The sequence below is a fragment of the Jeotgalicoccus sp. FSL K6-3177 genome (assembly GCF_038050175.1).
Classification (GTDB): domain Bacteria; phylum Bacillota; class Bacilli; order Staphylococcales; family Salinicoccaceae; genus Jeotgalicoccus; species Jeotgalicoccus nanhaiensis.
The window spans coordinates 1698197-1719210 of record NZ_JBBOSK010000001.1 but is presented as its reverse complement, the minus strand read 5'-3'; the positions used below and the strand labels follow the sequence as shown (position 1 = coordinate 1719210).

At 40.1% G+C, this 21014-nt stretch carries 30 protein-coding genes; all 30 read left to right on the top strand.

Going from position 1 to position 21014, the window contains the following annotated elements; genetic code table 11:
- Positions 1-61 precede the first annotated feature (61 nt).
- Positions 62-1009: a YqaJ viral recombinase family nuclease gene (locus tag MHH58_RS08575; protein ID WP_341345651.1), complete on the top strand. Its 948-nt coding sequence runs from the start codon at positions 62-64 to the stop codon at positions 1007-1009.
- 2 nt (positions 1010-1011) lie between these two features.
- Positions 1012-1824, top strand: a complete 813-nt coding sequence (recT, locus tag MHH58_RS08570) for a recombination protein RecT (RefSeq protein ID WP_341345650.1) — start codon at positions 1012-1014, stop codon at positions 1822-1824.
- Positions 1814-2290 (top strand): single-stranded DNA-binding protein, encoded by a 477-nt coding sequence (gene ssb / locus MHH58_RS08565; protein ID WP_341345649.1) that lies wholly within the window; start codon positions 1814-1816, stop codon positions 2288-2290. Before recT ends, ssb begins: the two co-directional genes overlap by 11 nt.
- Positions 2291-2324: 34 nt before the next feature.
- Positions 2325-3227 carry a DnaD domain-containing protein gene (locus tag MHH58_RS08560; RefSeq protein WP_341345648.1) on the top strand — a complete coding sequence of 301 codons (903 nt, stop codon included), beginning with the start codon at positions 2325-2327 and terminating at the stop codon, positions 3225-3227.
- A gap of 23 nt (positions 3228-3250) precedes the next feature.
- Positions 3251-3727, top strand: coding sequence for a hypothetical protein (locus MHH58_RS08555; protein ID WP_341345647.1), 477 nt, complete (start codon positions 3251-3253; stop codon positions 3725-3727).
- Positions 3728-3729: 2 nt separating this feature from the next.
- Complete coding sequence (locus tag MHH58_RS08550; protein ID WP_341345646.1) at positions 3730-3969, top strand: hypothetical protein; 240 nt, start codon at positions 3730-3732, stop codon at positions 3967-3969.
- Between the two features lie 11 nt (positions 3970-3980).
- The gene (locus MHH58_RS08545; RefSeq protein ID WP_341345645.1) at positions 3981-4256 is read left to right on the top strand and encodes a hypothetical protein; all 276 of its coding nucleotides are present in this window, start codon (positions 3981-3983) and stop codon (positions 4254-4256) included.
- The gene (locus MHH58_RS08540; RefSeq protein WP_341345644.1) at positions 4246-4446 is read left to right on the top strand and encodes a hypothetical protein; all 201 of its coding nucleotides are present in this window, start codon (positions 4246-4248) and stop codon (positions 4444-4446) included. The genes MHH58_RS08545 and MHH58_RS08540 overlap by 11 nt, the downstream gene beginning before the upstream one ends.
- Before the next feature lie 14 nt (positions 4447-4460).
- A complete protein-coding gene (locus tag MHH58_RS08535) occupies positions 4461-4886 on the top strand; it encodes a hypothetical protein (protein ID WP_341345643.1) in 426 nt (141 codons plus the stop codon).
- 140 nt (positions 4887-5026) lie between these two features.
- Positions 5027-5218 (top strand): hypothetical protein, encoded by a 192-nt coding sequence (locus MHH58_RS08530; RefSeq protein ID WP_341345642.1) that lies wholly within the window; start codon positions 5027-5029, stop codon positions 5216-5218.
- A gap of 188 nt (positions 5219-5406) precedes the next feature.
- Positions 5407-5931 carry a dUTP diphosphatase gene (locus tag MHH58_RS08525; RefSeq protein ID WP_341345641.1) on the top strand — a complete coding sequence of 175 codons (525 nt, stop codon included), beginning with the start codon at positions 5407-5409 and terminating at the stop codon, positions 5929-5931.
- Positions 5932-6011: 80 nt separating this feature from the next.
- Positions 6012-6434: a RusA family crossover junction endodeoxyribonuclease gene (locus MHH58_RS08520; RefSeq protein WP_341345640.1), complete on the top strand. Its 423-nt coding sequence runs from the start codon at positions 6012-6014 to the stop codon at positions 6432-6434.
- Between the two features lie 7 nt (positions 6435-6441).
- Entirely contained in the window at positions 6442-6864 is a 423-nt protein-coding gene (locus tag MHH58_RS08515; RefSeq protein WP_341345639.1) for a hypothetical protein, read from the top strand.
- Between the two features lie 204 nt (positions 6865-7068).
- Positions 7069-7785, top strand: coding sequence for a hypothetical protein (locus MHH58_RS08510; protein WP_341345638.1), 717 nt, complete (start codon positions 7069-7071; stop codon positions 7783-7785).
- 138 nt (positions 7786-7923) lie between these two features.
- A complete protein-coding gene (locus tag MHH58_RS08505) occupies positions 7924-8367 on the top strand; it encodes a terminase small subunit (protein WP_341345637.1) in 444 nt (147 codons plus the stop codon).
- The gene (locus MHH58_RS08500; protein WP_341345636.1) at positions 8364-9623 is read left to right on the top strand and encodes a PBSX family phage terminase large subunit; all 1260 of its coding nucleotides are present in this window, start codon (positions 8364-8366) and stop codon (positions 9621-9623) included. Before MHH58_RS08505 ends, MHH58_RS08500 begins: the two co-directional genes overlap by 4 nt.
- A 12-nt stretch (positions 9624-9635) precedes the next feature.
- Positions 9636-11021, top strand: a complete 1386-nt coding sequence (locus MHH58_RS08495; RefSeq protein WP_341345635.1) for a phage portal protein — start codon at positions 9636-9638, stop codon at positions 11019-11021.
- Positions 11008-12198, top strand: coding sequence for a hypothetical protein (locus MHH58_RS08490; protein WP_341345634.1), 1191 nt, complete (start codon positions 11008-11010; stop codon positions 12196-12198). Before MHH58_RS08495 ends, MHH58_RS08490 begins: the two co-directional genes overlap by 14 nt.
- Positions 12199-12278: 80 nt before the next feature.
- Entirely contained in the window at positions 12279-12521 is a 243-nt protein-coding gene (locus tag MHH58_RS08485; RefSeq protein ID WP_341345633.1) for a hypothetical protein, read from the top strand.
- A gap of 411 nt (positions 12522-12932) precedes the next feature.
- The gene (locus MHH58_RS08480; RefSeq protein ID WP_341345632.1) at positions 12933-13511 is read left to right on the top strand and encodes a phage scaffolding protein; all 579 of its coding nucleotides are present in this window, start codon (positions 12933-12935) and stop codon (positions 13509-13511) included.
- Positions 13512-13525: 14 nt separating this feature from the next.
- Entirely contained in the window at positions 13526-14497 is a 972-nt protein-coding gene (locus MHH58_RS08475) for a hypothetical protein (RefSeq protein WP_341345631.1), read from the top strand.
- Positions 14498-14510: 13 nt separating this feature from the next.
- Complete coding sequence (locus MHH58_RS08470; protein WP_341345630.1) at positions 14511-14792, top strand: hypothetical protein; 282 nt, start codon at positions 14511-14513, stop codon at positions 14790-14792.
- Positions 14793-14806: 14 nt separating this feature from the next.
- A complete protein-coding gene (locus tag MHH58_RS08465) occupies positions 14807-15109 on the top strand; it encodes a phage head-tail adapter protein (RefSeq protein ID WP_341345629.1) in 303 nt (100 codons plus the stop codon).
- Positions 15109-15432 carry a phage head-tail adapter protein gene (locus MHH58_RS08460; protein WP_341345628.1) on the top strand — a complete coding sequence of 108 codons (324 nt, stop codon included), beginning with the start codon at positions 15109-15111 and terminating at the stop codon, positions 15430-15432. Before MHH58_RS08465 ends, MHH58_RS08460 begins: the two co-directional genes overlap by 1 nt.
- Positions 15433-15436: 4 nt before the next feature.
- The gene (locus MHH58_RS08455; RefSeq protein ID WP_341345627.1) at positions 15437-15832 is read left to right on the top strand and encodes an HK97 gp10 family phage protein; all 396 of its coding nucleotides are present in this window, start codon (positions 15437-15439) and stop codon (positions 15830-15832) included.
- 5 nt (positions 15833-15837) lie between these two features.
- Positions 15838-16293: a tail completion protein gp17 gene (gene gp17 / locus MHH58_RS08450; RefSeq protein WP_341345626.1), complete on the top strand. Its 456-nt coding sequence runs from the start codon at positions 15838-15840 to the stop codon at positions 16291-16293.
- A gap of 5 nt (positions 16294-16298) precedes the next feature.
- Positions 16299-16832 (top strand): hypothetical protein, encoded by a 534-nt coding sequence (locus MHH58_RS08445; protein ID WP_341345625.1) that lies wholly within the window; start codon positions 16299-16301, stop codon positions 16830-16832.
- A 62-nt stretch (positions 16833-16894) separates the two neighbouring features.
- Positions 16895-17389, top strand: a complete 495-nt coding sequence (locus MHH58_RS08440; protein ID WP_341345624.1) for a tail assembly chaperone — start codon at positions 16895-16897, stop codon at positions 17387-17389.
- Positions 17390-17448: 59 nt separating this feature from the next.
- Positions 17449-17739, top strand: coding sequence for a hypothetical protein (locus tag MHH58_RS08435; RefSeq protein ID WP_341345623.1), 291 nt, complete (start codon positions 17449-17451; stop codon positions 17737-17739).
- A gap of 23 nt (positions 17740-17762) precedes the next feature.
- Positions 17763-20930 carry a hypothetical protein gene (locus MHH58_RS08430; RefSeq protein ID WP_341345622.1) on the top strand — a complete coding sequence of 1056 codons (3168 nt, stop codon included), beginning with the start codon at positions 17763-17765 and terminating at the stop codon, positions 20928-20930.
- Positions 20931-21014 lie beyond the last annotated feature (84 nt).

Below are 21014 nucleotides of genomic sequence, written 5' to 3'. Positions count from 1 at the left end.
TTGGCAGACTGGCCGTAAAGAAAAATTACTATAATCCAATTTTAACACAGGAGGTCAAATCATGGCAGAGCTAGTCAATATTAAGGATTTATCGCATGAAGAATGGTTGCAGGAACGTAATACAGGACTTGGTGGCAGTGATGCAGGTACTGTGCTTGGTGTGAACAAATGGAAGTCAAAAGCACAGTTGTTTCTGGAGAAAACAAACCCTGAACTGAGACAAAACATTGATAACGAGTATATTCACTTCGGAAATATCTTAGAAGATGTTGTAGCGAAGGAATTTGAACGCCGCACTGGCAAAAAGGTCAGGCGGGATAACCGTATGCTGAGACATCCAAAACACGAATTTATGTTTGCGAACTTAGACAGAGTGGTCGTTGGAGAAAAAGCTTTGCTCGAATGTAAAACAACGTCTCACTTCAATAAAGAGCTGTGGGAAGACGATGATGTACCCGCTCAATATTTGTGCCAGGTCCAACACTACTTAGCTGTCACAGGTTATGAGAAAGCGTATATAGCAGTACTTATTGGTGGTAACAATTTTGTCTGGAAAGAAATCAAACGGGACGATGAATTAATCCAAATTATTATCGATGCGGAATACGATTTTTGGCATAACCATATTCAAGCCAATAAGCTTCCTGAAATCGACGGTAGTCCGGCAATGACGGAATTCATTAATTATATGTACAAAGATATTGATGAAGAAGAAATTGAACTGCCAGAAGATGTCGACACACTGATTAAAGCAATTGAATCATGTAAGTCTTCAGTTAAAGAGACAACAGAACTGCAGAAAAAATATGAGAATCAACTCAAAGATAAGCTCGGCAACAATGTCAGCGGGAAATCTAACAACTTCTTAGTCACTTGGAAACAGCAAGTTAAACGAGTAATTGATAAGAAAAAACTTGAAGAGAAATACGGTAAAGAGACACTCGATCAGTATCACAAGGAATCCAAATATAGAGTATTGAGAATTAAACAAATCAAGGAGGAACAATAATTATGGCAACGAATGAAACTTTAAAGCAACAGGTGACAACTCAAAAGCAGAATGAAGTAGCGAAAGAAACACCGAAAACCATTGGAGACTACATCGAACAGATGGCTCCGGCGATGGCACAAGCACTACCAAAGCATATGGACATTGACCGTCTCACTAGAATGGCACTTACAACGATAAGAACGACACCGCAGCTTAAAGAGGCGGATGTGCCAAGCTTGCTCGGTGCAGTCATGCAATCCGCGCAATTAGGCCTAGAACCTGGACCACTTGGACAGTGTTATTTACTGCCATTCAGAAACAACAAAAAAGGTATCGTAGAAGTTCAATTTATCATCGGCTACAAAGGCATGATTGACCTTGCTAGACGTTCCGGCCACATCAGTACTATTTATGCTCACGCAGTACACGAAAACGATAAATTTGAGTATGAATTAGGTTTGCATGCGGACCTTAAACATGTGCCTGCAGAAGAAGATAAAGGTGCATTCAAAGGTGCTTATGCAGTTGCCCACTTTAAAGATGGTGGCTATCAATTTGAATACATGCCAAAAGCTGAAATTGAAAAGCGTAAAGGTAGAAGTAAAGCAGCGAACAGTAAGTATTCTCCATGGGCAACAGATTATGAAGAAATGGCTAAGAAAACAGTCGTCCGCCATATGTGGAAGTACTTGCCGATTAGTGTTGAGATGCAAAATGTAGTGACGCAAGACGAAGGTACAGGTAAGAATATCAAGGATATTACACCAGACGAAGACTCATTTGTAGTCGTTGATTACCCACAAATTGAGGATGGTGCAGAAGATGATCAATAGAGTAGTTTTGGTTGGCAGATTGACTAGAGACCCTGAATTAAGGGTCAGTCAATCCAATGTCGCAGTCGCAAATTTTAATCTTGCAGTAAATAGACCATTCACAGGTAAAGACGGTGAACGTGGAGCTGATTTCATTAACATTATCTGCTTCAGAAAAATTGCAGAGAACGTGAATCAGTACGTTAAAAAAGGTAGTTTGGTTGGAATTGATGGCCGAATTCAAACGCGTAATTATGAGAATAAGGAAGGCCAACGTGTATATGTCACAGAAGTCATTGCGGAGTCCGTTCAGTTCCTGGAGCCCAAAGGTAGCGGCAACAATCAGCAAGATAAGAATGCTTATGGGCATTCACGCATGCAGCAACAACCGAATCAAACGACCGGACAGGCGAAAGTGTATGAAGAAAATCCGTTTAAGGATAACAGTGGTCCAGTAAATGTGAATGACGATGATCTGCCGTTCTAAAAAGTTCTAGTCAGTTCCTGGAGGAGGTGTTTATATGACTGGCTGGATTAGTTTGCATCGAAGTATTGAGGACCATTGGATGTTTAAAGAGAAGAGAACCTTTTCTAAGTTTGAAGCCTGGATTGATTTATTAATGATGGTGAATCATAAAGACAATAAAGTGTTACTTGGAAATGAACTAATAACCGTGAAAAGAGGCCAAAAAATAACCAGTATAAGACAGTTATGTGATAGATGGTCTTGGTCTAATAATAAGGTTAAAAATTTTTTGAACTTACTTGAAGATGACGAAATGTTAATCGTAAAAAGCGACACCAAAAAAACGGTCATAACCATTGCCAACTATGACTTATACCAGAATGAAGATTTGCAAAAGCGACACCAAAGCGACACCAAAGCATCGCATTTGCATCATGATAGCGACACGAATGCATCACGAACGCACACAAACAATAATGACAATAATGCTAATAACGAATTAATAATGAATAACAATGACAATAACGACAACAAAACCAACCGGTCAGTCGGTGTCGTCTTCGATAAATTTCAGGAGTTAGGTTTTGGAACGATTAATGGATTTACTGCAGAACAAATAAATGAGCATCTTAAAACCTTTGAACCTGAAGTTGTCATAAAAGCATTGGAAGTCGCAAGTAATAATAATAAACGAAATATGAGCTATGCGAATGGAATTTTACGAAACTGGCAACAACGAAAAATTATCACCTTAGAAGATGTGAAAGCAACTGAACAACAAAGAGAAGTAGAGCAAGCAAGTGGATATAACAAATTCACGATGAATAGAGCTGCTGAAACTCGACCGAAGTGGCTGGATGAAGATAAAGAGAAAAAGCGTGCAAATGTTCAGGAATTAAAATCTGTGACAGAAGATAAAGAACTGTCTGATCTTATTAGCAAATTCAGAGAAAATTAAACAGAGTAATGGAGGCATGGAAAATGGCGAATAAACTGGAACAACTGCTGACTGAAAAGCAGATGAAACGTCTGATTGAGAATGGCATAAAGAAAGCGACTGTTTACCATCGCATCATGTATAGCAAATGGGATATCGATAAAGCAATCTGTACACCTACTGACGAACGTTTTACTCGAAAACGCGGTCGCAGAATCATACATGGAAACAGACTGACGGACGAACAGGTTGAAATTGCAAAAGACAAAGGTATTTCAACCACCACATTAACCTATCGTTTAAAAACAGGAATGAGCGTTGAGGAAGCGATAACAAAGAAAGTTGGCAGGAAGAATAAAGGTGCGAAACGACCAGGGAAACTGACGGATAAAGAGAGAGTAGCGATATTCGCTGAGCCGGTTAAGAAGCCTGTGAAGTATGTTAAAGCTAAACCAGCGGAGTGGAAACCCGACCCCTATACTTTCGATTTGTATTATCACATGTTCAGAAAGTGGTCGTAGGGATGAAAAAACTTTGTGAAGAATGTAATCAGTTTAAAGACGAGTTACCGTTCCTTTACGATTACAATGATGAAAATATGAACGTGATTGAAGAACGTAAAACCTGCGAAGATTGTTGGCGTGCATTGAGATTTAAAGTCAGAGTGATTAGTCACGGTCCAATGATTAAACGGAATGGAGCCCAATATAAAGGTGTAACAGTTGTCGGTAAACCGATTAGCGGTCAACTTGAATTATTTTAGGAGGTTAATACATGCAGCAACTAGATATTTTTTCAGTCGAGCAGCCAGTTACCAATGAGCATACAACAGGTTTCAAATATCGTCGCAGATTGTATAACGAGAAAGATCAGTACCTGTACACCGTCATACCTACAGCAGGCGGCTACACGTTAAACAGGGTGCAGTCTTTGGCAGAGAATATCGGAATCTTACATGCGAATCACGAGGAGTATCAGAAATTCAAATCAGAACGTGGATTGGTCGAGAAAATACCGAAAGATGTAAAGGAGAGGTTATATGAGTTATGAATTTGCAACTGATGCGCAAATAGAAGAATACACGCAAACAGTTAAAGTCAACAATTTAAGTGATTATGTGGTTAGCGAGAGTGTGTTGAGAGCTTGGACAACGACAAGGATAGAGATTGAGATTGAATACCTAGAGGAAGTCGCACTGCAAAAAGAAGCTCTTGCAGCAGCTTATTTCAATGAATTTTAAGGAGCGTGAAAGTGATGAGTTATGAAAGCGATGAATGCAAATTATTAATTGATGAAGCAATACATGACTATTTACACGATGATACGGAAACTGAAATGGCGGTTAAGGATTGGTTTTATGACTTGCGTAAACAAGCCGCCAAAGCCAACGAGTACGAAGCTAAAAATAAAGAACTATTAGAAGAATTGCAATATCTAAAGAAAGTTAATGGCGACCTAGTTTGGCAAAGAGATACAGATGAAGAACACGAAGCTAAGGCGAAGGCGTTTGACCGCATCCGAAAAATTCTCGATGAACTTACGAGCGATGAAAAAACACTGAAAGTTGCTCAATCCAATAATTATGTTGCAGGAAAGGTAAACGCTTATGAAAATGTAGAGATTCTTATGGATGATTACAAATATATTTATAAGAAATACGAAAACGGTGAATCGGAATGATAATTGGAATCGCGCCCATACTTTTATGCGCTTGGGTAATTATGTCGCTACCCTTTTACAAAATGGGGTACGAAGGGAGCTTTAGTAGCCACCTTGACGAGACTAGGACAAAAACGAACTGGAATGCGATTGCATTGTTCGTGAATATCAGAAATGGCGAATTGAAGTTACCGGAAATACCTAAACGTAAAACAGACATCGATAAAGAAATCGCAGAAGAAGAAAAGGAAATCGCTGAACTGGAACGGCAGAAAGAGAAGATTAATCAGTTGCACAGGCTAAAACGTCGTAAAGCAGAATTGTTCGAGCAAATAGAGAGGTCTTCGGAATGAACGCCCTCGCATGGACGATACTGTTACTAGAAGCAGCACCGTATGTGATAGGTGTAGGGTGTGTGGTGTTGGTGGTTATGATAATAAAATTGTGGAGGATGGATTGATATGGCACTAGCAATACAAATCGTTGTTGCTGCACTAGCTTATTATGTTACAGCAGTAATCATTATGAGGAGGAAGAAGAAATGAATACACTACTAAACAAATCGGATCTAATCTATTTACTGACACAACAAAACAAACTGGATGCAGCGATGCGTGAAGAATTAGGCATCAGTGAATCAGATTGGATGTCAACAATGGCAATGGAGCACAGTATCGCATTGAATGTGGAACTACATGAATTTATAAACGCTTGCTTCAAGTCATGGAAGTATTGGAAGCGCAAAGATATGAATATGGATGATGTACTGGATGAAGCGATTGATGTCATTCACTTCTGTATGCTGCGAATGAACAAATCAACAGCAAAGACTGAATTTATCGCAAGTAATGTAGAAAGTGAGCTTCAAGACAAACGACAACTTCAAGATCGCGCAGCTGTAAAAAGAGTGATATATCACTTATCGAATGGCGCTATGTCAGCTGAAAGCATATTAGGTTATGTATTATCAATACTCGATTACTACGGATTTACAGCGCAGGATATTATCAATCAGTACAACAAGAAGAATGAAGTCAACTTTCAGAGACTTGCGAGCGGATATTAATCATGACGGCAACTACAGATGGTTCGGAAGAACAGACTATCGTAGATAAAGTGAAGGAGATACTTGGGAGGTAATTATATTTGATTGACTTTAAAGTAGATGGACGTCCAGTACCGCAACCCCGTCCAAGAGTGTATCGAACAGCTACCGGTAAATCGAAAGCAGTCAATTCAAGACAAAGTATAAACTATAAACGTATCGTAAAGTATGCAGCACTCAGCGAGATGAACAAGCAACAATTGACCATGACTGACCGACCATTAGCCATGCGCCTGACGTTTGTTTTCGCTCCGCCTAAGTCTTACACCAAAAAGAAAATAGAAGCCGTGAAGAGTGGTGAATTGAGATATACGAAGAAGCCCGACTTAGATAATTTGGCTAAAGCGATACTTGATGCATGCAACAACACAGTGTACAAAGATGATTCACAAATAATCACACTAAGCATTAATAAAGAATACGGACACACTGACCATGTGTTAATCAATATTACAGAGGTGTAAATGAGATATGAGTTATGCGACTAACGAAAAATATTCAACAGAAAAGATTATGGATTTAATCAATAATTATCCTTATTACATCTCGAGACTCAAGGAACTAAATTCGCAATATCAATCTGAAATCGGGGGTGGAATGACAGCGCAGTATGGTATTGAATCAGCAATGCCAAAAGCGCAGGGTATGAATAGTAATCCTGTAGAGAATGATGTCATGCGAAGAAAGAAAATGGATAAAGAAATCACACGTTTGGAAAACAAAGCGAGATACATCCAAAATAGATGGGATCGGATTACTGATGAACGGATGGCTTTAGTGTTTAATCTCCGATTGAATGGTATGACATATAGAACTATCGCTTTTGATTTAGGGATTTCTAAATCACGTGTTCATCAAGTAATGGATGAAATATGTGAGTTGTTACAAGACTGAACATATTGGACAAACTGGACATGTTGGAATAATTATGAAGATATACTATCGAGGCTGTAAAATGGCAGGTAGGACGGTGTGGCATATGCACATCATCCAAGTGACTCCGGCATGAGTCCTCCTCCTAACATATATTGAACGTGAAACCGTCCTTATTGGGCGGTTTTTTGGTATATTTGTAAGACAATATATAGGAGGTATTTAATGGAGATCTTTAAAGAATTATTTGGAGTGTCAGGTATTGCTGGTGCTCTTGGTGCAACTATTTTATATATTTTGAAGACGATAATTTCTTACTTTGTGAAGAAAAAAGAAAAACAAACAGAAAATAATATAGAATTTAAGTCTCATAAACAAAAAGCACTTTTCGATATAAGGTTCAATACTTATTCTGAAATATATTCAAAGATAAAAGAATTAGAAGGTACAATCAAGACTTTTGAAAATGTATATTGGATAGCTGGAACCAGGATGGAATCTGCATTTTATTCGAAAGTGAATATGCAGTATTTTGAAGGATTGAGCACTGAAGAACTTAATGAAATTAAAATGATATATGATGTTAATCCGGATGGCAGATGTATTATAAACTTTAATCATTTTCTAGAGTTAATGTCCGAGAGGAAATTAGATTTGAATAATTATGTTGCAAAAGAAGAAAGAATATTGAAGGAAGAAGAATCACTATTGTTTAAAGAATTATTCGAGAAAGCTGATGAGTTAATTGAAAAAATAGGACAGTCATTTAATAAGGCCTATAATGAAGTTGATGCTAATGAGCAAGAACCAATAAATAAGTGCAACAGTTTAGTCTTAAAACTTGATAGTTATTTAAAGGAATACTTTACGAATGACTTAAGTAATCTCAACGATATAATACGAGATATAGATAATAAATTTAGAGAAGACATACACGGATGACACCCAATGAGGTGTCTTTTTTGTTGCCTGAATACTGACGAGCAGACTTTCACTCTCCCTTTGTATAGAAGTTGCCGTCAGTATTGAGTTAATAAATAAAGTCAAAATGAGGCGCATAGCCGTGAGAGTTGGTGGTACATGGTGAAATTAACTATGAAACAACAGAAGTTTGCAGATGAATATATTATTAGTGGGAATGCAACACAAGCCTATATGATTGCGTATCCTAATGTTAAGAAAGAAAGTACGGCAAGAGCAGCTGCTAGTAGAATGTTAGCAAATGTTAACGTTAAAGCCTATATTGATGCGCGTTTGGAAGAATTGAAGAAAGAATCGATTGCTGAACAGGATGAGGTGCTGCAGTACTTAACAGCAGTTATGCGTGGCGAGATGAAGGATGAAGCATTGATAGTCGTTCCAATAGGCGACTTCGAGAGTGAAGTTCAACGACATGATCAGCGGGCAGATACATCTCAACGTACTAAAGCAGCTGAGCTCCTAGGTAAGCGTTATGGTCTATTCAGAGATATACAGGAAGTCGAGCACTCAGGTGCAGTGCAGTTTGTAGATGATATAGAATGACAACTGCAATTAAAATATCAGAACTATTGCCAAAAGCGTTCCATCCGGTATGGAAGGCATCATTTGACCCGTCAAAGTTAAACGTTGTATGTAAAGGCGGACGCGGTTCAGGGAAGTCGTCAGACATTGCTCATATCATCGTGCAGATGTTGATGCGTTATCCTGTTAATGCGGTTGGTATCCGTAAGATTGACAACACAATTGAGCTATCCATATTTGAACAGATTAAGTGGGCGATTTCAGAACAGAAGGTATCACATTTGTTCAAGATAAATAAATCCCCAATGAGAGTCACCTATTTACCCCGTGGCAACTACATGGTGTTCAGAGGTGCTAAAGAGCCTGAACGCATTAAGTCACTAAAGAGTGCAGAGTTCCCGTTTGCTATTGCATGGCTCGAAGAATTAGCGGAATTCCTAACTGAAGATGAAGTCACGACCATTACGAACTCTCTCTTACGCGGAGAGTTGCCGGATGGTCTTTTTTATAAGTTCTTTTCGTCTTATAACCCGCCGAAGCGCAAACAGAGTTGGGTTAATAAAAAATATGAATCAGCTTTCATCGCAGATAATACGTTTGTGCATCATTCAACATACTTAGATAATCCATTCATCAGTAAGCAATTTATTGAAGAAGCAGAAGCGACTAAAGCGCGTAATGAGCGTAAATACCGACATGAGTACATGGGTGAAGCGATTGGCTCCGGCGTTGTACCGTTCGATAACTTGGAGTTCAGACGTATCACCGATGAAGAAGTGGCTATGTTCGATAATATCCGTCAAGGAATCGACTGGGGATATGCAATTGATCCGTTCAGCTTTGGCAGGTGGCATTATGATAAAACACGTAGAACATTATATGCGATAGATGAAATACATGAAGTTAAGCTGAGTAACCGTGAAGCAGCGGAATTAATTAAGAAAAAAGGGTACGACGACGAACCAATAACAGCTGATGGCGCAGAGCCTAAGTCAGTGGCTGAACTTAAGTCATATGGGCTTAGGATTAAAGGTGCTAAAAAAGGGCCAGGCTCCATAGAGTTTGGAGAGAAATGGTTAGATGACCTAGATGCAATAGTTATCGACCCCAAAAGAACTCCTAAAACAGCTAAAGAGTTTGAGAACATAGACTACGAGACTGACAAGGACGGAAACGTAAAAGCAAGGCTACAAGACGTGGATAATCACAGTATCGACCAGTTACGCTATGCGGTCGAACGGGACATGAAGCAAACAACGATGAGCATACTGAAATAAGGAGGTACTCGAATGGATCCATTCACTAAGCCGCACGGCGAAGTATTAACAGACAACATTAAAGCTGAAGATGAGACGCAAGAAGAAATGATACTGAGATTGATTACTGAACATGATAGAAATATAGCGATTTATCAAACAGGACAGCGTTATTATGACGGCTACCCAGATATTAAAGACGAAGACCCGCCTAAAGACACAAACGGGCAAACGGATGAGTTGAAACCCGATTGGCGATTTGATCACAATCCGCATGCTAACCTGGTCGACCAGAAAGTCGGCTATATTGTTGGGGAGTCACCTAACTACCAACACAAAGAAGAGAAAGTAACAGAAGTTATCGAAAAACACCTAGGCTATGACTTTGACGATGATTTAAACGATATACTCACTGCTGCTTCAAATAAAGGTGTGGAGTGGTTACATCCATATGTGGATGAAGAAGGTAACTTTAATACACTCGAGATTCCAGCAGAACAAATTATCCCCATTTGGAAAGACCGTAAACAACGTGTACTGCATGCAGTGATCAGACACTATACAGTCGGTGATGAGTTGCGTGTTGAGTACTGGACAGCTGAACAAGTATGGTACTACATCTCAAAAGACGGGGAACTGCAGCTGGGTTGGTATCATGGAATTGGTGAAAACAATCCTACAACACATCTAGACGGCGAAAGTTGGAATAAGGTACCGTTTATACCATTCAAGAATAACTCGCAGTCAGTGAGTGACATCTGGCGGTACAAGACGTTTATTGATGCAATGAATAGACGTTCATCGGATACGCAGAACATGTTCGATGAATCAACGGAGCTTATCTATATCTTGAAAGGATATGAGGGTGAGAATCTCGGAGAGTTCATGAGGAATCTTAAATTCTACAAAGCGATTAACGTTTCTGAAGATGGCGGTGTCGATACTATTCGTGTAGAAGTGCCTGTTACATCATCCAATGAATGGCTTGAAAAGCTTAGAGAATATGTTTATGAGTACGGTCGAGGTGTTGACTTTAACAAGAACGAACTCGGCAATAGTCCATCAGGCATTGCACTCAGGTTCTTATATACCGGCCTGGATTTAAAGACAAAACAACTGGCCAGAAAAACGATACCGGCAATTAAGCAGCTGCTATGGTTCGTGTTTGAATATGAGGATATGGAAGGCAATATCGCTGATGAAGTCGACGTGACATTCAACTATAACCGCATGGTGAATGAGTTAGAACAATCTCAAATTGCGAGTATGTCACAGACGATAATCAGTGATGATACAGTGATGGCGAACCATCCATGGGTAGATGATCTGGAAAAAGAAAAAGAACGATTAGCGGCAGAGGATAGCCGCATCGATTCTGAACTTCCAATAAAGGGAGTTGAGGGCGATGAACTGGAATGATTTAGGGCGGCAAATTGATGCTTTAATTGGCATGGCTGAAAACAGTGTACATCAGCGGTTTCAAACACGTATTAATGCGATCATCAGTATGTATGACTCATTAGTGAGTAACTATGCTGATGAGGATAGCTTAGTGGCCTTAAACAAATACAATCGTTTAAACAAAGCGATTAAGCAGCTTGAACAAGACATTACAGCTGACTATTCAGCATTGTATAAAACAATCGCATATGCACAAGTACTGGCATTTATCCATTCAACAGTGGGTAGTGCTTTTTTATTGTCTGGATTAACAGGATTGGCACCGGTGCTTGCATTCCCAAAACTACTAGAATTACGCAAATTTTTGAAACAGGACACCGAAGAATACGATTTGCTGAACACATTATCGCATCATCGAAACGATATGCTGCGGGAGCTGAAAGGTACGCTGAATTCAAGCGTAAATGACAATATCAATCCTGCAGCGACTAAGAAGCGTTTAAAGCGGATTGCAGAGAAGTACACAACTAGGGTTCAGCGTGTATCAACGTATGAAATTGGACGTGCTGAATCACTGGCAGAAGTTGAAATAGGTCAACGCTATGATGATGTAATCGAGCTGATTAAGGAACAAACGGATAAAGCGCCGAAAGGCTTTAAATTCGATGATGAAGAACGTGGTAAACGCTTTGTTGACGAAGGTAGCCGTTTAAAGCGTATATGGGTGTCTCAACGTGATTTAAGAGTCCGTACGACACACATTGTTTTAGATGGTCAAGCAGCTGACCATGAAGGCTTATTCTACTCGAAAGCGACAGCATCTTATGGTAAAGGTCCTCGTTTGATGATTGGTATCAATGCTATGCAGGAAAATATAGGGTGCCGGTGTTCTGTCGGTTATCGTGTGAATGGAATTGAACTGGACCAGTTAGACGAGGAAACTATGAGTGCAGATCATCGTGAAGTATATGAAAAAACATCATTCGACCACTATCAAGATTGGCTACAGTTTCATGAAGATGATATTGCGCCGGATTATTACAATCAATTATCTAAGCAGATGATGTGGTATAAGAATCCGACTCCGACAACGGAAGAACGCACGGAGCATAGCTTAATGACTGATGCTAAAAGATTCCGGAAGATGGTTGAGCGAGGATTTCATAAGAAAAAAGATGGGAGCTGGGGATATTGAGTGAATACACAATTAGACTTGCGCATAACTTAGATGAGTATAGCGAAAAGGTCGAAAACGCTAAGCGAGCACTACAGGAAATGAACGACTTCGAGGTTAAATTATGGCAAGAAAAGACAGTACAGAATCCCACTGACAACGAAGGTGTGGATATGGGATATACATTCAGTTTGCCTGACGGTAAATCTACAGTAGATGAAGTTTTTGAAATAGCTCAAAATGCAGTAAGGAAAGAACCGTCATTAGATAGATTAACTAAGAGACAAGTCCAATTGATTATTAAAGCTTATGAAGACGTAACAGGAATGTACGATGAAACTTAACGAAGTATCCATATTCTTCGGCTCTATAGCTCTAGCGTACGTCTTAATAGCAATCCATATGTTAAGCGCTGGTAGACCAGTCATGGCTCTCCTGTGCTTATTTGTGTTGGTTTTATGCGTAATGATTATAAAAATTTCGGGGGAATAACCACGCTGAAAGGAGTGATGCACTCTTGGATTTTCTATTTGAAAACGAAGACCGAAGATAGAAAGGAGCGTGAGGTCATGCGAGACATGACTGTATCTACATGGTTATAAGTAACTAGTGTTGTTGGTCTTCCACACTTTAAAGACGAAGACACCACCTGAATATGTGGCTAAACTGTTCTATTTTCATGCCCGCACAAGCGATATTGTGCAACCTTGGCGGATGTTACCGCCGTAAAACCAAACGAAAAGGATTGATTATAAATGAAACGTGAATTTTTAAGAGGTTTAGGAATCGATGAGGAGCATATCCCGAAAATTTTAGACGAGCATCACGACAGTTTAAAAGAATACAAAGATTCAGCGAGCAAAGTCACTGATTTAGAAGCTCAACTCAATACTGCAAACGAAGAGTTATCTAATCGTGATAAGCAAATCGAAGAACTAAAATCTTCTACAACTGACAATGAAGCGTTACAAAAACAGCTAGACGACTACAAAGCCAATAACGATAAGTATGAAGAAACGTTAAGTAAGGTGAAACTCGAAAGCGCGATTAAGTTAGCGGTGGCTAAGGACGCGAATGATGCCAACGATGTGCTGGCTTTACTCGATAAAGAAGGTCTGGAACTCGACGGCGACACAGTGAAGGGTCTTGACGACAAACTCACTACACTGCGAGAGAGTAAACCTTATTTATTCGAGCAGACGAAAGGCAAGACGGGCAGAACACCTATTGACGGTGATCCACCACAATCATTATCAAGAGACCAAATCATGGGCATCAAAGACCCACAGGAACGTCAGAAAGCTATTCGAGAGAATATGAATCTATTCAACTAAAAGGAGAATGAATTATGAAAAACAAAACACCTAAGTATGATTTAAAGTTCAAATTAAACATCCAGCATTTCGCTGCACAGGACTTCCCGGAAAACAACTTACAGACGATGGCGAACTTAGACAACTTCCGCGAGAAGTCGATTGACTACGTTTACCGTTTCGAGGAGTCACTGAAAAGCTTCCAAGATGCAATCGGTATCTCACGTTTAATGCCTGTTCAGTCAGGAATGAAGATTGAGCTACTTGGTAAGCCGACAGTAGACCTTGCGAGCGGTGATGTTGCTGAAGGAGACATCATTCCACTGTCTAAAGTGACACCTGCAGTAGTATCTGAAAAGAAAATCACGCTTAAAAAATACCGTAAAGCAACATCGGGTGAGGCGATTCAAACGTATGGTGCAGATCAGGCCGTTTCTTACACGGATGATGCACTGATTAAAGAAGTTCAAAAAGGGATTCGTACAGACCTGTTCGACCTTGTACAGTCTGGCGAAGCACAAACAAACCTGAATGCTGCAAATGGTTTACAAGGCGCATTGGCGACATCGTGGGGCGCTTTACAGACAATCTTTGAAGATGACACGATTAAAGTCGTTGTGTTTGCGCATCCAATGGATGTAGCGCAAGCAATTGCCGATAAGCAACTCACACTTGAAAATGCATTCGGTCTGAACTACTACACTGACGTAACAGGTACGGTGGTATTCACTTCTACGCAAGTAGCTCAAGGTTCAGTTTATGCGACTGCTGCTGAAAACTTAGTGCTTGCTTACATTCCTGCAGGTACATCTGATTTAGGTCGTCAGTTCGGTCTAACCGCGGATAACACTGGATTCATCGGCATGAAGCACTTCCTGCACAATGAATCACTGACTCAACAGACGTTAGTTGTGTCTGGTGTGCTGATGTTCCCAGAGCGCCTTGATGGTGTGGTACAAGTCCCTTTAGAAGCACCTGAAGCACCGGCTGAAGATCCAGTAGTATAAAGGAGGAATTTAAATGGCTGAATTATATCCAGTAATTAAGAATTTTGCAGACAAAGAGGATAACAAGCGCTCATATCAAGAGGATACTTGGTATCCTCGTTTCGGTTTTGAAGCATCAGAAGAACGCGTGGAAGAGCTTCAAGATATGGGTTACATCGGTGTTAATGAAGAACCTGAAGATATCGATGAAGGATTCCCTCGTCATACTGGTGGCGGACATTATGAGTTATCTAATGGAGAAAAAGTCAAAGGTAGAGAAGAAGCTGAAAAGGCTGAAGAAGCACTCCAAAAGTAAAGGTGGTGCAGTAAATGGACGTAAACAAAGTCAAAATCATAAACAAGTGGAAGCTTGATGACAAATCTAAAGATGAAAGCATCGAGCTACTCATTCCACATTATGCAGGGGTGGCTTCTGAATACTGTAACCAAGTGTTTATTGAGCCTTATCCACTCACTGTGCAAGAATTTATCGCTAAGATGATTGAATATCACAATCCGGGCTTATCAAGCCGTAATATGGGTAGCGTAAGTTATTCGTGGGATAACGACTATGAGGAAAAGATATACAAACTTATCAAACCTTATCGCAAGGTATCGTGGGGTGGTAAGTAATGTTCTTAGAAGAATACCCTCACAGTCTGAAAGTCGTACGTTCTGAGACAGTTGTCGATAAGACGGTTTACCCGTGGAAAGAAGTCGTAACCGAGTCGGAACACTCGATTCAAGGCTTTATGGATACCCCGACATCTTCACAGCAAATAAATTATCACAACTTAAATATCACATTAGATCGTGTACTTTATATCCCGTTTGGAACGGATATTACTCGTTCTAATGTGTTTTTTTATGATGATGTTAAGTACAAGTTTAAAGGTGACTTACAGAATCAGGGTGGCCAGAACGAAGTGTTAAGCGCGCCTGTCGAAAGGGCGTGATTATTTGGCTCGAACGAACAGAATCGTTGTTGATTTAGAGAAATGGTCTGAAGAAGTCATGGATTGGTCGGAACGCGGTATCGAAACGACCACAGAAGTCGCATATAACGAATCTAGGCGACGAATTGCGGTTGATACAGGCGACACTCGGGATTCTATTGAATCGACCTACCGTGGCTTTAAAGGGACTGTTTTAGTCGGTTCCCCGATTGCAATTTACCTTGAATATGGGACAGGTATCCATGCTACTGGACCTGGTGGCTCTCGTGCTAAGAAAATTCCGTGGACATACTACAAAGACGGTCGGTTTTTCACGACTTATGGTATGGTCGCTCAGCCGTTTTGGAGACCAACAATGGATATTACTGAACAATACTTTAAAAACTACTTTAAGGGGTGATGCATGTGCAACGATATAAATCAGCTGAACAAGATTTAGTGCGGTCAGTCATGAATAATTTGTTGCAGTCTCCGATGATGGAGAAAGTGGACGGCAATATTTATGACAGGCAACAGGACGGTATCGGTTATGACGAAAACATGAACAAGATTACACCGTTCACATATGTCATTGTCGGTGAGTCGAGTATATCAAGAGCGTATTCTAGTGCATCTCACACGGAAGAAGTATCGCTCACACTGCATCTGTATCATCGTTCCGGTAGGTATACAACATCGGATGAAACACGTAGCTTGCTGACCGATTTAGAGCATTATGCATCAGCTGACCCCTTAATGAAATATTATCAAGTTGAAAGAATTCGACTGATTAATAAACAGACGATTCCAGATATAGATTTAGAGACATCACACGGCATATTGCAATTGCGATATGTCGTTAAACATTTAACAAGGAGATGAAGTAAATGGCAGTAGAAAAATGGACATTACTTGGCATTCCAACAAATGTACCTACAGCGGAAGCGACAGCTGAAAATTATGTCATGACAGGTACAAGTGAATTCTCTCATGAGATTGAAAACGAATTAAGAGAAATTCTCAAAGGTAATCGTAAGGATTGGAGTGGCGGTGTTGTTGAAGAAACAATCTCGGTCACTTTCCCTTACGACCCAACATTTACAGCTGACAAAGATTTTAAAAATGCTTGTAAATACGGCAGGCAGATGCGTTTCTGGATTATCGACAATACTTTAATTGGAACAGGAGAAACTGCAAAACATAACTCAACTTTCGCGTATGTAATTCCTGAATCACGCTCACTATCTGTGGACGACGAATCAGACACAATCGAAGTATCGCTTAAAGTAAAACTTAACTCGGCAGATGGCGAAGAACCGAAACTGCCAGACGAAATTTTAGATCCGTCACTTGCAGGACAAGTCGCATACGAAGAAATCGGAGCTGCAACTGGCACGATGGAAGAGGCACAAAATCTTTAATTACATGGGGGCATCTGCTCCCTTTTTTTATTTATCTATTTTGAATTGGAAGGAAGATTTTTATGACTGAAGCAATTAAGGAATTAAAAATTAACGATAAAACTTATACAGCAAAAGGGACTTATTTATTTGGTAAGACAGCTAAACAGTATGCTGAAAACGAAGTGAATGAAGAAACAGGTAAACAGCAAAAAGGCGATGGTGTGACATCTATTTTTATGGGTTTGATGCAGCAAGATGCCGATAAATTAATTGAGTTTTGGCACTGTGCGACATCTCACTATGTCAAAGAAGCCCCTCAATTCGAGGATATCGCAAATACAATTTCAGAAATTGCTGATACAGAAGATTTAAAACCCTACTTTGTGGGAGCTTTGCGTTTACTAAATGAAGATGGCTACTACAAGGGAAAGCTACAGACACTATGGTTCATGATGAAACGTTCTTACTCGAAATTGAAAGGCGAGGAGAAAGAGAAACAGAAGGGCTCAATCGAAATGTTCCACGAACTGTACGAGGAAATCACAGGCAATCCACCGTACGAAAGCAAGGCTTAAACTTTGATTATGTAATTGAAAAAACAATCCAGTTAATCGGCTATATTCCTGTTCCAGAGTTGGAATTACTGACTCCGCATGAATGGGAGCAAATGATTAAAGGTGCCAGGCACCGCCGATTAGACGGGTTGGAAGATATGCGTACACAATCCATTATGTTCGCTCAATTAAACAATGGTAAAAACGTTAAAGCCATCAGTAAAAAGCTTGATGAAGAACGTGCGCTGATCAATCAAACAAAATCATCTTATGAATTCGATAAAGAACAAAAGCGTAAGCATGAACGTGCAAAACGTATTGTGAGACAACGAGCCTTACAAGGATGGTTAGATAATAAAAATTCAAAATAGATAAGTAAGAAAGGGGTGGAGCAATGGATAATGTCAGTCGATTTATAGCAGAAATTCAAGCGAATATCCGTAACTTTGAGCGTAATGTAAAAAAAGCAGCAGCGATGGCTACAGCATTACCAAACGAGATCGAAACTGAAGTTGATGCCGATATTAGTAAATTCCGCCGTGGGTTATTACAAGCGGAAGCTATGGCTAAACGTTTTCAATCGAGCACAATAAAAAAGAGAATCCTCGGTGATGCTTCTAGCTTTACTGAAGCAATATTCGGAGCGAAAAAGTCCGTTATAGATTTCGATAAACATTATCAAGATGCTAAAGGTAGATGGCACGATATTGATACTGGCGCTTTTGTTAAAGAGTTTAAAGAAATAGATAGTATTTTTACCCGCGTAAAGCGTAAATTCGCAAGACCGATTGTCGCGAAATTCGAAGTAAAGAGAGATAACTTCAATAAATTCGTAAATGAAGTAGACCGGATGAACGACAATTTCCAAAACGAGCTCATGCGACTTGCGAAAATGATTTCTGCGGTAGGTACGGTAATTGGGAATGTTATCCGTGGCGGACTAATCGCTTCATTCAGTGCTCTAATTCCGATTATCGCAAGCTTAACTTCCGTCGTTATGATGTTAGGTAACGCCTTAGGTGTGACAGTTGGTAATCTTCTTGCGCTTGTTGGTGCATTCGGTATAGCTGGACTTGGTGCTGCTGCATATGGTGGTCTAGTAGCTTCTGTACTGGCACGCTACAACGATGAAGCCTTTGAAGCGACACAAGCATCAGAAGCATTCACACGTGCACTAGATAGCATTAAGTCGGTGTGGAGTGGCATTGTCGACCAAAACATAGATAAAGTATTCATGACAATGGGGCAAGCGATTTATGCTGCTCAATTCGCACTAGAAGGTATTACACCATTTATTAATCAAGTGGTCGATTCAGTACGTTCCATGACGAATGAATTTAAAACATTTACACAAGAAAGCCCGACGATGTTGAGGTTCTTCGATAACTTAAATAATAAAGGTGTCGCTGTCTTTGAAAACATCGCTCGGGGTGCCGGTCAATTCGGTAAGGGCTTAATAGATATGCTTAACGCGGCAATGCCGCTAATTGAGTGGGTAGCACAAGGCTTCGAGAATTTAGGCACTTCTTTTGCTAACTGGGCAGACAGAATGGCTGAAACAAACGGCTTCCACGATTTTACTAACTACGTAATGGAGAATATGCCGAAAATCAGTTCAATATTCAGCGATGCCTTTCACGGTATTATTGATTTATTCGCTGCTTTTGGAGAGAACAGCTCACACGTTTTAGATGGATTAGTCGATATGATGGAGCGATTTAGAGAATGGTCCGCCACTATTAAAGAATCCGACGGATTCCAGAAATTCATTGATTACATTCAAACGAATGGACCAACAGTCGTCAGTCTAATTGGAAATATCGTCATGATGGTTGTGAACTTTGCAGTTGCGATGGCTCCAATCGCACAAGTTGTGCTTGAAGTTGTTAATGCGATTATTGCATGGACGGCAGAGCTGTTTAAGACGAATCCAATAGTTGCGCAGGTCATCGGTATCATAACGACATTGGCAGGCATATTCATGATGCTTGTGCCAACAATTCTAGTTGTGACTAAAGTGTTAGTGCCGTTTATCGGTATGTTGGTTAGAATATTTACTCAATCCGCACTGGTTAAAGGTGCAATCGCATTACTCGGCAGTGCATTTTCACTACTTTCTGGACCAGTAGGCATAGTAATTGGAGCTATAGGTATGCTTGTAATTGCTTTAGTTGCTGCTTACAACGAAATAGAATGGTTCCGAAACATAGTAAACACGGCCTGGACGTTTATCTCAACATTTATTCAAGAACGCGTCCAGTTAATCATCGATACTTTCAACGGTTTCCGTGAAGAAGGCCAAGGGATTTTTGAAGCGTTGTGGAATACGATTGTTACAATTATTTCCGAAGGACTGGCTCAAACGTGGGAGAAAATTACGACATGGATTTCTGAAATACTCGCCGCATTCCTTGAATGGGGCGCCGGATTAATTGAAAGTATACGTACAACGCTTGCTGAATTTGCGCTAACCATTCTCACGAAGTTACTTGAAGCAAAAGCTAAGTTTTCTGAATGGATAACTGGTGTTATTGAATCCATTATTGAATTCGGAGTCAATTTAGTTGAGACAATAAGAACTGCTTTAACGGAATTCGCATTGACTATTATGACGAAACTCATTGAAGCCAAAGAACGATTCAATACGTGGATTTCTGAAACAATCGCTGCAATCATACAGTTTGGTGCTGATTTGGTGTCGAACATCGTATCGTCATTAAGTGAATTCGCATCAAATATTGCATCAAAATTAAGTGAAGCCTATAGCAATTTCACATCTTGGGTGTCTGATACGATTTCAAGCATCGTCAGTTTTGGTGCAGATTTAGTAAGCAACATTATATCCAGTATGTCAGAGTTTGTTTCAGGTATCGCAAGTGGTACAGCAGATGCAATCAGTGAATTTGTAAGTTTTGCCGCTGAAGCTGTATCCGAGATAATCAGTTTTGGTGCAGATATGGTCAGCGAAATTATTTCTGCGATGGCTGATTTTGTATCTGAAATCATTTCAGGTGGTGCGAATGCTGTGAGTGAAGTGGCAACGATGGGTAGCAATATCGTTTCAGAAATCGGTGGTTTCGTTGGCGACATGGTGAGTGCTGGGGCAGACTTAGTATCAGGATTGATTGAAGGTATTAAAGGAATGGCTGAAGATGCAGTTTCTGCAGTTACTGGTGTTGTAGATAGCGCGATTGGAGCTGCTAAAAGATTACTCGGCATTAACTCTCCTTCACGAGTATTCCGCTCATTCGGTGAGTACACTATGCAAGGACTGGAAATTGGTATTAATCGTATGGCTAGTCGGGCGATTGGTGCAGTAACGGATGTCGCTAAAGATATGACGGATTCATTCGCTCCTGATTTAACGACGACTGCTGATATAGATGGACAAATCGATAATTTCAATCGTGAGTTGCGTAATACAGTGGACGCAGACATCACATCAGGCATCGAAACGCAACGTCCACAAGTGAACATCACAGTCCGCAACGAAGGTGATGTGGAAATGATCCGCAGTTATATTCAGGAAGAAGATGCAATAGACGACAGTTTAGCATTCTAGGAGGTGCTTTAAATTAAGACAGTCGATGCAGAATTAATTAAAAATGGCACATCGTATTTAGTGTCAGATAATGATATCACAGGC

Excerpts from the sequence above, each read along its gene's own strand:
- MHH58_RS08575 (WP_341345651.1), top strand. The coding sequence starts at position 62 with ATGGCAGAGCTAGTCAATATTAAGGATTTATCGCATGAAGAATGGTTG.
- recT (WP_341345650.1), top strand. The coding sequence starts at position 1,012 with ATGGCAACGAATGAAACTTTAAAGCAACAGGTGACAACTCAAAAGCAG.
- ssb (WP_341345649.1), top strand. The coding sequence starts at position 1,814 with ATGATCAATAGAGTAGTTTTGGTTGGCAGATTGACTAGAGACCCTGAA.
- MHH58_RS08560 (WP_341345648.1), top strand. The coding sequence starts at position 2,325 with ATGACTGGCTGGATTAGTTTGCATCGAAGTATTGAGGACCATTGGATG.
- MHH58_RS08555 (WP_341345647.1), top strand. The coding sequence starts at position 3,251 with ATGGCGAATAAACTGGAACAACTGCTGACTGAAAAGCAGATGAAACGT.
- MHH58_RS08550 (WP_341345646.1), top strand. The coding sequence starts at position 3,730 with ATGAAAAAACTTTGTGAAGAATGTAATCAGTTTAAAGACGAGTTACCG.
- MHH58_RS08545 (WP_341345645.1), top strand. The coding sequence starts at position 3,981 with ATGCAGCAACTAGATATTTTTTCAGTCGAGCAGCCAGTTACCAATGAG.
- MHH58_RS08540 (WP_341345644.1), top strand. The coding sequence starts at position 4,246 with ATGAGTTATGAATTTGCAACTGATGCGCAAATAGAAGAATACACGCAA.
- MHH58_RS08535 (WP_341345643.1), top strand. The coding sequence starts at position 4,461 with ATGAGTTATGAAAGCGATGAATGCAAATTATTAATTGATGAAGCAATA.
- MHH58_RS08525 (WP_341345641.1), top strand. The coding sequence starts at position 5,407 with ATGAATACACTACTAAACAAATCGGATCTAATCTATTTACTGACACAA.
- MHH58_RS08515 (WP_341345639.1), top strand. The coding sequence starts at position 6,442 with ATGAGTTATGCGACTAACGAAAAATATTCAACAGAAAAGATTATGGAT.
- MHH58_RS08510 (WP_341345638.1), top strand. The coding sequence starts at position 7,069 with ATGGAGATCTTTAAAGAATTATTTGGAGTGTCAGGTATTGCTGGTGCT.
- MHH58_RS08505 (WP_341345637.1), top strand. The coding sequence starts at position 7,924 with ATGGTGAAATTAACTATGAAACAACAGAAGTTTGCAGATGAATATATT.
- MHH58_RS08500 (WP_341345636.1), top strand. The coding sequence starts at position 8,364 with ATGACAACTGCAATTAAAATATCAGAACTATTGCCAAAAGCGTTCCAT.
- MHH58_RS08495 (WP_341345635.1), top strand. The coding sequence starts at position 9,636 with ATGGATCCATTCACTAAGCCGCACGGCGAAGTATTAACAGACAACATT.
- MHH58_RS08490 (WP_341345634.1), top strand. The coding sequence starts at position 11,008 with ATGAACTGGAATGATTTAGGGCGGCAAATTGATGCTTTAATTGGCATG.
- MHH58_RS08485 (WP_341345633.1), top strand. The coding sequence starts at position 12,279 with ATGAACGACTTCGAGGTTAAATTATGGCAAGAAAAGACAGTACAGAAT.
- MHH58_RS08480 (WP_341345632.1), top strand. The coding sequence starts at position 12,933 with ATGAAACGTGAATTTTTAAGAGGTTTAGGAATCGATGAGGAGCATATC.
- MHH58_RS08475 (WP_341345631.1), top strand. The coding sequence starts at position 13,526 with ATGAAAAACAAAACACCTAAGTATGATTTAAAGTTCAAATTAAACATC.
- MHH58_RS08470 (WP_341345630.1), top strand. The coding sequence starts at position 14,511 with ATGGCTGAATTATATCCAGTAATTAAGAATTTTGCAGACAAAGAGGAT.
- MHH58_RS08465 (WP_341345629.1), top strand. The coding sequence starts at position 14,807 with ATGGACGTAAACAAAGTCAAAATCATAAACAAGTGGAAGCTTGATGAC.
- MHH58_RS08460 (WP_341345628.1), top strand. The coding sequence starts at position 15,109 with ATGTTCTTAGAAGAATACCCTCACAGTCTGAAAGTCGTACGTTCTGAG.
- MHH58_RS08445 (WP_341345625.1), top strand. The coding sequence starts at position 16,299 with ATGGCAGTAGAAAAATGGACATTACTTGGCATTCCAACAAATGTACCT.
- MHH58_RS08440 (WP_341345624.1), top strand. The coding sequence starts at position 16,895 with ATGACTGAAGCAATTAAGGAATTAAAAATTAACGATAAAACTTATACA.
- MHH58_RS08430 (WP_341345622.1), top strand. The coding sequence starts at position 17,763 with ATGGATAATGTCAGTCGATTTATAGCAGAAATTCAAGCGAATATCCGT.